The 12,459-nt window shown below is 72.6% G+C and carries 9 protein-coding genes; 5 read left to right on the top strand and 4 right to left on the bottom strand.

The features are described from left to right. Positions 1–76: 76 nt before the first annotated feature. Positions 77–2,671: a malto-oligosyltrehalose synthase gene (treY, locus tag PS467_RS30980; RefSeq protein ID WP_311037966.1), complete on the bottom strand. Its 2,595-nt coding sequence runs from the start codon at positions 2,669–2,671 to the stop codon at positions 77–79. A 122-nt stretch (positions 2,672–2,793) separates the two neighbouring features. Continuing rightward, the gene (gene glgX / locus PS467_RS30985; RefSeq protein ID WP_311037967.1) at positions 2,794–4,938 is read right to left on the bottom strand and encodes a glycogen debranching protein GlgX; all 2,145 of its coding nucleotides are present in this window, start codon (positions 4,936–4,938) and stop codon (positions 2,794–2,796) included. A 242-nt stretch (positions 4,939–5,180) separates the two neighbouring features. Here glgX and PS467_RS30990 point away from each other — a divergent pair, with 242 nt between their 5' ends. The 3 genes from PS467_RS30990 to PS467_RS31000 all read left to right on the top strand — a co-directional run bounded on the left by PS467_RS30990 (position 5,181) and on the right by PS467_RS31000 (position 8,672). Further along, on the top strand, positions 5,181–5,975 hold the full coding sequence (locus tag PS467_RS30990; RefSeq protein ID WP_311037968.1) for a Tat pathway signal sequence domain protein: 795 nt from the start codon (positions 5,181–5,183) through the stop codon (positions 5,973–5,975). A 43-nt stretch (positions 5,976–6,018) separates the two neighbouring features. Further along, complete coding sequence (locus PS467_RS30995) at positions 6,019–7,335, top strand: copper amine oxidase (protein ID WP_311037969.1); 1,317 nt, start codon at positions 6,019–6,021, stop codon at positions 7,333–7,335. Positions 7,336–7,424: 89 nt separating this feature from the next. Further along, on the top strand, positions 7,425–8,672 hold the full coding sequence (locus tag PS467_RS31000) for a DUF5919 domain-containing protein (RefSeq protein ID WP_311037970.1): 1,248 nt from the start codon (positions 7,425–7,427) through the stop codon (positions 8,670–8,672). A gap of 77 nt (positions 8,673–8,749) precedes the next feature. Here the strand turns inward: PS467_RS31000 and PS467_RS31005 are convergent, their stop codons facing one another. Then, positions 8,750–9,577, bottom strand: coding sequence for an ABC transporter ATP-binding protein (locus tag PS467_RS31005; protein ID WP_311037971.1), 828 nt, complete (start codon positions 9,575–9,577; stop codon positions 8,750–8,752). Between the two features lie 206 nt (positions 9,578–9,783). On the opposite strand from PS467_RS31005, the gene PS467_RS31010 reads away from it, so the two are divergent. Together PS467_RS31010 and PS467_RS31015 are read left to right on the top strand one after the other, a co-directional pair. Continuing rightward, complete coding sequence (locus PS467_RS31010; RefSeq protein WP_311037972.1) at positions 9,784–10,518, top strand: 3'-5' exonuclease; 735 nt, start codon at positions 9,784–9,786, stop codon at positions 10,516–10,518. A gap of 206 nt (positions 10,519–10,724) precedes the next feature. Then, positions 10,725–11,177: a VOC family protein gene (locus PS467_RS31015; protein WP_311037973.1), complete on the top strand. Its 453-nt coding sequence runs from the start codon at positions 10,725–10,727 to the stop codon at positions 11,175–11,177. A 274-nt stretch (positions 11,178–11,451) separates the two neighbouring features. Here PS467_RS31015 and PS467_RS31020 read toward each other — a convergent pair whose 3' ends face one another. After that, positions 11,452–12,384 (bottom strand): aminoglycoside phosphotransferase family protein, encoded by a 933-nt coding sequence (locus PS467_RS31020; protein WP_311037974.1) that lies wholly within the window; start codon positions 12,382–12,384, stop codon positions 11,452–11,454. Positions 12,385–12,459: the final 75 nt, after the last annotated feature.

Here is a 12,459-nt window from a genome sequence, read left to right on the forward strand (position 1 = left end):
TACCTGTAAATGCTTCAGGAGGTGAAGACCGCAACCTTTCTGGTGGGCCGTCAGGAAAGGCCGCCGGACGGGCCGGTCAGGTACGGACCAGGAGCGCCACCGGCAGCCGGGACAGCAGCCCCGCCAGGGCGGTGGGACCCTCGGCCGTCCGCCCGGTCAGCAGGTCCCGCCAGCCGCCCGGCGGCAGCGGCAGCCGGGTGGCGCCCCAGCCGCCCGCCTCCGCCAGCCGCCGCGACAGCCGGGTGACGACCGTGACCGCCCCGCCCTCGCCCCCGGCGCCGGTCCGTACGAAGGCCGTACAGTGCGCCGCCGCCGGCCCCTCGGCGGCCAGCGGCGCATAGCCGCTCCCCGGGCCGAACCACCCCGGACGCTCCCGGCGCAGCCGCAGCGCGGCCCTGGTCAGCAGGAGTTTCTCGGCGGACAGGCCCGACACCTCCGGCTCGCCGTCCAGCGTGGGCGGACGGCGGTTGTCCGGGTCGACCAGGGCGGTATAGACGTGTTCGGTGCCCATGTAGAGGTCGGGGACGCCCGGCATGGTGAGGTGCAGCAGGGCGGCGCCGAGCGTGTTGGCCCTGGCCGGTCCGTCCAGCTGGGCTCCGATCGCCGCCCACACCGACGGGTCGGCCGCGCACGGGCCGGCCGCCAGGAAGGCGGTCACCTCCTCCTCGTACGCCGCGTTCCGCTCCGTCCAGGTCGTCCGCAGCCCCGCCTCGCGCACCCCCTTGAGCACGGCGGGGACCAGCCGTTCGGCATCCCCGTGGCCCAGGGCGAGCGCGGTCTGCCAGGCCGTCCAGGCCAGCTGCGGATCGGGGGCGGGGGCCGACCGGGTCAGCTCCTCCACCATCCGGCCCCACCAGGCCGGGCATTCGGTGAGCGCCGCGACGCGGGCCCGCGCGTCCGCGCTGCGTTTGGTGTCATGCGTGGACAGCACCGTGCCGGTGGCGGGCCAGTCACGCAGCAGCCGGGCGGCGAAGGCGTGGAACTCCTCGGGCGCCACGGCCGGACGTCCCGGATCGCCGCCCACCTCCCCGGCCGACAGCAGCGGGGGGTAGCGGTAGAAGGCGGTGTCCTCAACCGACTTGGCGCGCAGCGCGGCCGCCGTCTGGGCGAACCGGGCGCAGAAATCGCGCTGGTCCGGGCCGTCCCCGAGGAGGCCCAGCGCCGCGTCCCGCACGACGAACACCACCCGCGCCTCCTGCGGCACCGTGAACGCCTCCCGGGCGTCCGCCGCCGCCGAGCGCAGCATCACCGCGTCGGCGTCCGACACGGGCCGCGTGTCCGTGTCCACGGACGCGTACGGACGGTAGACCGGCAGCCGCACCAGCAGCTCCCGGATCGCCGTGCGCAGCGCCCAGGGCGCGTGGTCGCGCAGCCGGGGGTCGGCCGCGCAGATGCGGGAGGCGGTGCGGGTCAGCCGCGCCACCTCGGCGGCCAGCTCATGCGTGACCACCTCGCGGGCGGCCCGGCGCACCGTGGCGGCCCAGTCGCCGCCCAGGTCGGCCGGGGGAGCGGCGAAGTCGCGGTAGAGGGCGGTCAGCTTCGCCAGCCCGTCCGGGTCGACGAAGAGCCCGTCGATGTGGTGCAGCGCGTCATAGCCGGTGGTCCCGGCGACCGGCCAGGCCGGGGGCAGCGGCTCGTCCCGGGCCAGGATCTTCTCGACCACCGTCCACCGGCCGCCCCCGCCCCGGCCTCCGGGCGCGGTCCACCGGCCGCCCCCGCCCCGGCCTCCCGACGCGGTCCATCGGCCGCCCCCGCCCCGGCCTCCCGACGCGGTCCATCGGCTGCCCCCACCCGCACCGTCCCCCGTGGCTGTACCGTCCGCCCTACCCGCACCGTCCGCCCCACCCGCTCCGTCCGCCGTGGCCGTCCCGTCCGCCGTGGCCGTCCGCACCGCCCGGTCGAGCCGCCGTAGATAGCCCTCCGGATCGGCGAGCCCGTCCGGGTGGTCGATCCGCAGCCCCTCCACGACCCCGTCCCGCACCAGCTCCAGCAGCGTGGCGTGGGTGGCGTCGAAGACCTCCGGGTCCTCCACCCGCACCGCGATCAGCTCGGAGATGGTGAAGAAGCGCCGGTAGTTGAGCTCGGTGCGGGCCAGCCGCCACCAGCCGAGCCGGTACCACTGGGCGTCCAGCAGTTCGGCGAGCGGCAGTCCCTCGGTGCCGGGCCGCAGCGGGAACGCGTGGTCCCAGTAGCGCAGCGTCCCGTCCTCGACGCGCAGCCGTTCCCACTCCTCGCCGAGCGGCCCGCCGAGCACCGGCAGCAGCACCTTGCCGCCGTGGGCCTGCCAGTCGATGTCGAACCAGCGCGCGTAACGCGACCCGGGCCCTTCTCGCAGCACCTCCCACAGCGGGGTGTTGAGCCGCTCGGGGGCGGGTGCGGCCATATGGTTCGGGACGACGTCGACGATCAGCCCGAGGCCGTGCGTCCGCGCCGTACGGGCGAGGGAACGCAGCCCCGCCTCGCCGCCCAGTTCGGCCCGGACGGCGGAGTGGTCCACCACGTCATAGCCGTGGGTGGAGCCGGGCACCGCCTCCAGGACGGGGGACAGATGCAGATGGGAGACGCCGAGCGAGGCCAGATACGGCACCGCGCGCTCCGCGGCCGCGAACGGGAAGGCGGGCTGGAGCTGGAGGCGATAGGTGGCGGTGGGTACGCCGGGGACAGCCGTCATATGAACGTACGTACCCACCAGGGGCGCCCCGTGCGAGGCCCGCGCACCCGAACGGACGCGATCGAGCCCCCTGGCGGATTCCAGGGCCTGGGGGCCTCAAGAGGCGGGGGCCGCTACGGGCTCTACGCGGGCCGCTGAAGCACCATCAGGCTGCGGTCCACCAGGGTCAGCCGGTCGCCCGCCGCCACCTTCGCGCCGCCGCCCGGCTCCACGCCCTCCGGCACCGCCGTGTCCACGATGACCTGCCACTGCTTGCCGTGGTCGATGGGTACGACGAAGTCCAGCGGCTCGTGGTGCGCGTTGAACAGCAGCAGGAACGAGTCATCGGTGATCCGCTCACCGCGCGCCCCCGGCTCGGAGATAGCGCTGCCGTTGAGGAACACCGCGAGGGACTTGGCATGGGCCGCCTGCCAGTCGCGCGGGGTCATCTCCTCGCCCTCATGGGTGAACCAGGCGATGTCCGACAGCTCGTCATGGGTGCCCTCGACCGGCCGTCCGTGGAAGAAGCGGCGGCGCCGGAAGACCGGATGGTCGCGGCGCAGCCACACCAGCGAACGGGTGAAGCGCAGCAGCTCCAGCGCCCAGCGGTCCTCCCGCTCGCCGTCCTGTCCCTTGGCGTGGTCCGGCCAGCGCACCCAGGACACCTCGTTGTCCTGGCAGTATGCGTTGTTGTTGCCGCCCTGGGTGCGCCCGAACTCGTCGCCGTGGCTGAGCATCGGCACGCCCTGGGAGAGCATCAGGGTGGCGATGAAGTTGCGCATCTGGCGCTCGCGCAGCGTGCGCACCGCCGGATCGTCGGTCTCGCCCTCGACCCCGCAGTTCCAGGACCGGTTGTAGTTCTCGCCGTCCTGGTTGGCCTCGCCGTTGGCCTCGTTGTGCTTCTCGTCGTAACTCACCAGGTCGCGCAGGGTGAAGCCGTCATGGCAGGTGACGAAGTTGACCGAGGCCAGCGGGCGCCGCCCGTCGCCCTGGTAGAGGTCGGAGGAGCCGGTCAGCCGGGAGGCGAACTCGGCCAGCGTCCTCGGCTCACCGCGCCACAGATCGCGCACGGTGTCCCGGAACTTGCCGTTCCATTCCGTCCACAGGGGCGGGAAGTTGCCGACCTGATAGCCGCCCTCACCGACGTCCCAGGGCTCGGCGATCAGCTTCACCTGACTCACCACCGGGTCCTGCTGGACCAGGTCGAAGAACGACGACAGCCGGTCCACCTCGTGGAACTGCCGGGCCAGCGTCGCCGCCAGATCGAAGCGGAAGCCGTCCACATGCATCTCGGTCACCCAGTAGCGCAGCGAGTCCATGATCAGCTGGAGCACGTGCGGGGAGCGCATCAGCAGCGAGTTCCCGGTGCCGGTGGTGTCCATGTAGTACCGGCGGTCCTCGGTCAGCCGGTAGTACGAGGCGTTGTCCAGGCCCCGGAAGGAGAGCGTGGGGCCCAGGTGGTTGCCCTCGGCGGTGTGGTTGTAGACCACGTCCAGGATGACCTCGATGCCCGCCTGGTGCAGGGCCCGGACGGCCGATTTGAACTCCAGCACCTGCTGGCCCCGGTCGCCCCAGGAGGCGTAGGCGTTGTGCGGGGCGAAGAAGCCGATGGTGTTGTAGCCCCAGTAGTTGGCCAGCCCCGCGTCGGCCAGCCGGTGGTCGTGGACGAACTGATGGACGGGCATCAGCTCCAGCGTGGTGACGCCCAGCTCCGTCAGATGTTCGATGATCGCGGGGTGGGCGAGCGCCGCGTACGTCCCGCGCAGCTCCTCCGGCAGCCGCGGATGGCGCATGGTCAGCCCCTTGACATGGGCCTCGTAGATGACCGTGCGGTGGTAGTCGGTGCGCGGTGGGCGGTCGTCGCCCCAGTCGAAGTACGGATTGACCACGACCGACGCCATGGTGTGCGGGGCGGAGTCGAGGTCGTTGCGCTTCTCCGGACGTCCGAAGTGGTAGCCGTAGACCTCCTCGCCCCAGCGGATCCGCCCGCTGATCGCCTTGGCGTACGGGTCCAGCAGCAACTTGGCGGAATTGCAGCGGTGGCCGGACTCCGGCTCGTACGGGCCGTGCACCCGGAAGCCGTAGCGCTGCCCCGGCATGATCCCTGGCAGATAGGCGTGGCGCACGAACGCGTCGGACTCCCGCAGCTCGACCGCCGTCTCCGAGCCGTCGTCGTGCAGGAGGCACAGCTCGATGCGGACAGCGGCCTCGGAGAACACCGCGAAGTTGGTTCCGGCGCCGTCGTAGGTGGCGCCAAGGGGGTAAGCCTGTCCCGGCCAGACCTGCATACGTCGACTCTTCCACTTCTTCTTCGGGGGCCGCGAGCACCCCAGGCACCGGACGGAACCCGATCGACCCTGCATCCTTTCCCAACTGGCCCCGACCATCCGGGCTTTCAACAGAATTTCCTCACAAGGGAGGCAACCTACGGCCATATCGGTTCGTCCTACCGGGTGACCTGACCCATACGCGTATCCCGCTATGCGGTCCGATGTGGTGACAGGGGGGATTGGGGGAGGATGTGCGCACAATGATCCACCGCCACCTGGGCAAGGTGATGGCCGGTGCGGCCGTGGCGGTCACCGCCACGGCGATCATGATCGGGGTGACGCTCCCGGGGAGCGCGTCCGGCGAGGAAAGCCCCGGTGGGGGACCGCAGGGCTCGGCGGCGGAGCAGGGCCAGGCGGCCCGGCAGCTGCCCGGTGTGGTGGAGTCCGCGCCCGAGCAGCAGAAGACGGGTACCGGCCGCGATCCGCTGACCGACGATGAGATCAAGCGCGCCCAGACCCTCGCGGTCAGCCGCGACTTCCGCATGAGCAGTGAGGACGTCAAGGGCTCACAGGGCCCCGAGCGGCTCTCCACCGACCTCGCGGAGCTCGGCCCCGACGAGGTGGGCGCCGCCGACGCGCCACGGCGCGCCGAGGTGACGTACTACGACTACCGGGACGACACCTACGTCACCAAGACGGTCGACCTCCGCGGCGGCAAGGTCACCGGCACCGACACCCAGCGCGGGGTCCAGCCGCCGCCCAACCGCGACGAGGCGAGGGAGGCGGCCCGGCTGCTGATCGCCGACAAGCTGGGCAAGGGGCTGGAGAAGGACTTCAAGGACGCCACCGGCAAGACGCTGACCAGCCCGGACCAGCTGACCGTCACCGGCTTCGTCTACCGCGCGGGCGAGGGCAACCCCGGTCCGGCCTCGGTCCAGGACTGCGGCGAACACCGCTGCGTACGGCTGTTCACCCGGGTGACGAACGGCCCCTGGATCGACACCCGGCAGCTGGTGATCGACCTCAGCGCCCACAAGGTGGCCGAGCTCAGCTGAAGCCTCCGCTCCCACGCCCCACCCTCATCACAGGAGTCTCCCCATGCCTGCAAACAGGCTCCGCCGCGCCCGTGCCCGGGTCGTGGCGGCCATCGGCGTCCCGGCGCTGCTCGGCACCGTGGCGGTCGCCGCCGGGCCGGTCGGCGCGGCCCAGGCGGCCCCGCCGGCCTCGACCTCGGCCGCGGCGGACTGCAGCGCCCCGTACCGCATCGAGCAGAAGCTGGACGGCGGCACCACCTGGCGGATGTGCTGGCACTACGAGAGCAAGGCCGGGCTGGTGCTCGACGACATCTCGTACCAGCCCAAGGGCGAAAGCGCCCCGATCAAGGTGCTGACCTCGGCCAAGCTCGCCCAGATCCATGTGCCGTACGACGACGGCAGCAATGAGTACGACGACCTCACCGGCCAGGGCTTCGCCCAGGGGCTCCAGCAGCTGGACCCGGCCGAGTGCCCCGGCGGCACGATCAAGACCGTACGGGTGCCCGACGCCTGGGACCCTGATCACCCGGATGTGAAGGGTCTGTGTGCGACCACCCGGGCCCGTGGTCACGCCTACCGCATGGGCGACGGGGAGAAGGTCTACCAGCTCCAGGGCAAGGACCTGCTGCTCTACACCGTCAACCAGACCGGCTGGTACGAGTACATCACCGAGTGGCGGTTCGCCGGTGACGGCACCATGACCATGCAGGTCGGCGCCACCGGCACGCTCTCCCCGATGGACTACGACGCGGGCGACGGCCGCGGCTGGCCCATCGGCAAGGGCGCCAAGGACTACGCCACCAGCCACGCCCACAACGTCTTCTGGCGGCTGAACTTCGGGCTCGACGGCTCGCCCAAGAGCAAGGTCGAGCAGTACGACTCCAAGACCACCGCGACCTCGGGGCGGATCCCGAAGACCAAGACCACCCGCACCCCGGTCACCAAGGAGCTGGCGGGCGACGCGGCGGCGGCGCGGTGGTGGCGCGTGGTCAGCACGGCGGGCAAGAACAAGGACGGCCATCCACGCAGCTACGAGATCGTCCCCGGCCACACCACCAAGTACCAGGGGCGTACCTTCACTCAGCACGACGTCTACTTCACCGAATACAACAAGTGTGAGCAATTCGCCAGCAACAACCTGCGCAACTGCGGCGCCGGGGCCGGGAAGAGCGTCGACAAGTGGGTGAACGGCCAGACCCTCAAGCACCCGATCGTGTGGGTCAACATCGGGTTCCACCACATCGCCCGGGACGAGGACCAGGAGCCGATGCCGGTGCACTGGCAGGGCTTCCAGCTCTCCCCGCGCGACGTCACCGCCATGAATCCCCTCACGCCTCCTGCACTGTCCGGACACAACGGTCATACAGAAGAGGCACGGTGACCCGATAGGCGGGACCTGAGTGTCGCACCGCCCCCGTCAGCGCAGTAGTCTGCGGTGATCGTTGGACGGGGGCGGAAGGCGGTGCACAGGTGAGCTCGGGCGGGCTGGAGCTGCCCCCTGGTGACGGAGGTCCCGGGGGTGACGGTTCCACCGACGCACCTCCCGGCGCGGTGTCCCTGGTGCGGCCGATGGAGATCGGAGCGGAACTGGACTGGGGCGCCGACGCCTGGAGCGAGGTGCGCACACGCGCACGCCGGGCCGGGCGGGCCTATATCTGGCTCAACCTCGTGGAACAGCGGCTGCGCGCGGTCGTCAACGCCGTGCTGCGGCCCATCTACGAACCGGTCCACGGCGACGACTGGGTCGTCGCCGCGGCCGGCCCGGCCGGGCAGGAGTGGGTACAGCGGGCGGTCGCGGTACGGGAGGTGAGCCGGCGCAAGGGCTATCTGCTCGACCCGGCCGACGACAATGTCGTCAGCTTCCTGACCCTGCCGCAGCTGCGGGAACTCCTCGTCCAGCACTGGCCGTGCTTCGAGCCGTATCTCGACGACCGCCGCGAGGTGGAGCTCGCCCTGGACGAGCTGGAGGTCGCCCGCAATGTGGTCTCCCGCAACCGAGCCCTGTCCCAGACCGTCCTCGCCCAGGCCGAGCGCGCCTCCGCCCGGCTGCTGGAGATCCTCGGCAGCGGTACCGGCTCCCCCTCCGCCGACCGGCTGCCCATCGACGCCGTCGAGGACCTCGTCGGCGACCGCTACGCCGATGTCGTGGGCGTCCACCCGGACCGGGTGCGGCTCCAGCGCCAGCTGCCCGCCGAGGACCTGTTCGGCCACGCCCGCCGCCTCGACGCCGTCGGCATCGGGCTCAACCTCCTGGTCCAGAACTACTCGGGCCGCCGGCTGGTCCGGCTGGCCGAATCCGGCTGCCGGGCCCGGCTGCTCTTCCTCAACCCGGCGAGCAGCGCGGTGCGGCGGCGGGAGCGTGAACTGGGCCTGAAAAAGGGGGAGATGAGCCGCTCGGTGGAGATGAACATCCTCCATATGCGGCGGGTGCGCGCCCGGCTGCGGGACCCGGGCGCGTTCGAGATCCACGTCTTCGACGAAACCCCCCGCTTCACCGCCTACCTGGTCAACGGCGACGGCGCCGACGGCCTCGCGGTCGTCCAGTCGTATCTGCGCAAGGCCCGGGGCATGGAGGCCCCGGTCCTGGTGCTGCGCGGTGGCGGCCGGGGCAGCGAGGTGGTCCGCGAGGGCATGCCCGAGGAGGGCGAGGGCGGGCTCTTCGCCACCTACCGGGAGGAGTTCGAAAGCGTCTGGGCGGACTCCCGGCCGGTGTCCTGAACCGATGAGCCGGTGTCCTGGACCGGCGAGCCGGTGTCCTGGACCGGCGAGCCGGTGTCCTGGACCGGCGAGCCGGTTCACTGGTCCGGCGAGCCGGTGTCCTGACCGGAGGGGCGCAGCGCGCGGGCGGCCCAGCGGCCGTCGGTGCGGCTGATGCGCACCGGGTGGTCGAAGCATTTGCTGATGGCGTCGGTGGTCAGCACCGCCTCGGCCGCCCCCTGGTCCAGGCACTCGCCCTCGCGCAGCAGCACCGCGTGGGTGGTGCTGGCGGGCAGCTCCTCCAGGTGGTGGGTGACCAGGACGGTGGCCAGTTCGGGGTGCTCCCGGCGCAGCGTGTCCAGGCTCTCCAGCAGCTGCTCACGGGCGGCCAGGTCCAGCCCGGTGGCCGGTTCGTCGAGCAGCAGCAGCCGGGGGAGGGGCATCAGCGCACGGGCGATCAGCACCCGGCCGCGCTGGCCCTGCGACAGGGTCGGCCAGCGCGCGTCGAGCTTCCCGCCCATGCCCAGCGTGGTCAGCAGCCGGTCGGCCCGGTCGCGCTGGTCGGGGGTGGGGTGGCGGCGGGGGACCGGCTCCACGGTGTTGGTCAGCCCGGTGAGCACCACGTCCCGCACCCGCAGCGGGGAGCGCAGCGGATGCCGGGGATCGACATGCCCCACCAGCGTCCGCAGCTCGCGCAGATCGACCCGCCCCAGGGTGCGGCCGAGGACTTCCACCGTGCCGTGGGTGGGGTGCACCAGCGCGCCCGCCAGACTCAGCAGGGTGGACTTGCCCGCGCCGTTGGAGCCGAGCAGCGCCCAGTGCTCCCCCTGGTGGACGGTGAGCGAGATCGAGCGCAGCAGCGGGGTGCCGTCGCGCACCACGTCCACGTCGTTCAACTTCAGTACGGGAACGGCCGGGGCGGTCACGGGGCCGCCACCTCCTTGGTCTGTCCTTGTCCTGGGTGAGCTCTTCGACCGGCGCCTCGGGCGGCACCGGCAGAACGGAGGCTATCCCGGACCGGGCGGGCCGGACATTCCGGGCTGGGATGCGGGGCCGGTCGTGGCGGGCGTTGTCAGTGGTGCGTGGGAAGGTGAGCACACCTGGGGGGAAGAACGGTAAAGGGAGGGCGGCCATGGGCTGGCACCGGGGGCTTCTGATCGGATTCGATCTGGAGACGACGGGCACCGATCCACGCACGGCACGGATTGTCACGGCGGCCGTGGTCGAGGTGACGGACGGGGTACCGACAGGGCGGCACGTATGGCTGGCCGACCCTCACGTGCCCATCCCCGACGACGCCGTGGCGGTGCACGGCATCACCGGCGAGCGGGCGGCGGCGGAGGGCCGGCCCGCCCACGAGGTGGTCGAGGAGATCGCCGAGGTGCTGGTGGCCCACTGGCGCGCCGGCGCCCCGGTGGTGGCGTACAACGCGGCGTTCGACCTCAGCCTGCTGGCCGCCGAGTTGGCGCGGCACGGGCTGCGTCCGCTGAGCGAGCGGCTGGACGGCGCGGAGACCGGCCCCGTGGTGGATCCGTACACGATAGACCGCGCCGTCGACCGCTACCGCAAGGGCAAACGCACGCTGGCGGCGGTCTGCGGGGAGTACGGAGTGGTGCACGACCGCGCCCATGACGCCGGCGCGGACGCGCTGGCGGCGGTGCGCGTCGCCCGCGCGCTCGCCGAGCGCCACCGCGAGGTCGCCGCGCTCGAGCTGTGGGACCTCCACCGCAAGCAGGTGGGGTGGTACGCCCGCTGGGCCGCCGACTTCCAGTCCTGGCTGCGCCGCAAGGGCACTCCGGACGCGGTCGTGGACAGCGGCTGGCCGCTGCGGGGGGCGGAGGCGGAGGCGGGGGCCGTGGCGGGGTAGCCGCGCGGTGGGGCGGTCACCGGCCCGGCGGGCACCGGAGCGCCCCAGCGATGGGTTCCCGGCGGGAGGCCGGTTCCTACGGGTGAGGGGGACCGGGGACCCGGGCCGCGAGGAGAGTGCCACCGAGACCGAAGACGGGACTCCACTTGAGATCATGGTCGGCAGCCCGATGCGGCAGCCTCGTCCTGAAGTAAAGGAGATTGGCCATGTCCCCCACTCTTCCTCCCCTGTTCCACGTCGGCATCGTCGTGGCGGACCTCGACCGTGCCGCCGCGGACTACGAGCGACGGTGGGCCGTCAAGACCGAGCGGATCATGGATCTCAGCTTCCCCGACGCCCGGTTCCACGGGCAGGAGGTCTCCTGCTCGGCCCGCTACGGCTTCATCAGCACCGGAGCATCGGAGATCGAACTGATCCAGCCGCTCACCGGCCGCTCGCCGTACACGGAGTTCCTGGAGGCCAACGGCGAGGGTGTCCACCATCTCGCCTACGCCGTCGAGAGCATCGACCGGCATCTCGCGGCGCTGCGCGAGGCGGGCGAGGACCCGACTATCGCCTTCGACGGGGTCATCGCGGACCGGGCCCGCTTCGTGTACCTGGACGGCCTGGCGCACGGACCGGTCGTCGAGCTGATCGAGCGGGCCGGTCAGGGCGGCTGACCGCCCGGCGCAACGGCGGCCGACGGGGTCTGGCAGAGCACTTCTCGGTGAAGGTGGCGACAGCGGCTGCGCGGCCGTGGTCGCGGTGTCGGCCGCGCCGGCCGTGGACGCCGAGGAGAACAGGGTGAACGCCGCGGGGGTGGGGTGCGGACCGTGGTCCGGTGGGTCAGCCGGGCGTGCGGGTGTGGATGGGTGCACGGGCGGGCGGCCCGGGAGCGGCCGCGGGGGTGCGGACAGGGAGCGGTCGCAGGGGCGCAGACAGGGGCGGGCGGGCTCAGAAGGCGTGCCAGCGCACCGTCGCGTCCGCGTCCCGCAGGGAGGCCACCCGGCGGGCGAACTCGGCTCGGGCCGCGGGGTTGCCCGGCGCGTGCTGGGCCACCCACGCGCAGCCGGCGGTTTCCCGCGCGCCCCGCAACGTCGCGCAGCCCGGCCACTCCCGGACATCCCAGCCGTACTCCGCCACGAACGCGTCGTACGCCGCCGCGCCGAGCCCGTAGCGGTCCCGGGCCAGGGCCATCACCACCAGATCGTGCTCGCGCAGATCATCCGAGAAGGTCTCCAGATCCACCAGCACCGGGCCGCCCCTCCCGATGTGCACATTGCGCGGCAGCGCGTCGCCGTGGATCGGGCCGGGGGTGAGCCGCGGGGTCAGCTCCGCGGCGGCGGCCGCGAAGTCGTCCCGGCGGGCGCGCAGATACGCCGCGTCCGCGGGGTCGATCGCGTCCCCGGCCAGCCGCAGCCAGCGCTCGACGCCGCCCAGCAGATCGCGGCGCGGCAGCGGAAGCGGCGCCAGGTCGGGCGGCGGGTCGGGCAGGGCGTGCACCATCCGCAGCAGTTCGGCGAGATCGCGCGGCCCGGCGGGCCGTACGGCGTCCGGCAGCCGCTGCCAGTACGTGACGAGATGGCCCCCGAAGGGAAGCGGCTGCTCGGCGCCGAAGCGCCGGTCGGGGCGTACCGCGGGCAGCCCCTCCCGGGCCAGCCAGTCGGCGACCTTCAGCTCCCGGGCGGCCCGGTCCCACACCTCCAGATCGCGGCTGATCCGGACCACCAGGGACAGGCTGTCGAGGGCGAAGACGGCGTTCTCGCCGAGGGCCAGCAGCCGGGCCTCCGCCGCACCGGCCCGGTAGGGCGGCAGCGCGGCCGAGAGCACCGCCCGCGCCCGCTCCTCCGTGAAGGCGACATCCGCCACCGCCGTACCCCTCCTCATCGCTCCGCCCCAGTCTCCCATCGAGCGCGGCGATGAACGGCCGGTCCCCGCATGTCGGCCACCGGGACGGCCCCG

The organism is Streptomyces luomodiensis, from assembly GCF_031679605.1.
Taxonomy (GTDB): Bacteria; Actinomycetota; Actinomycetes; order Streptomycetales; family Streptomycetaceae; genus Streptomyces; species Streptomyces luomodiensis.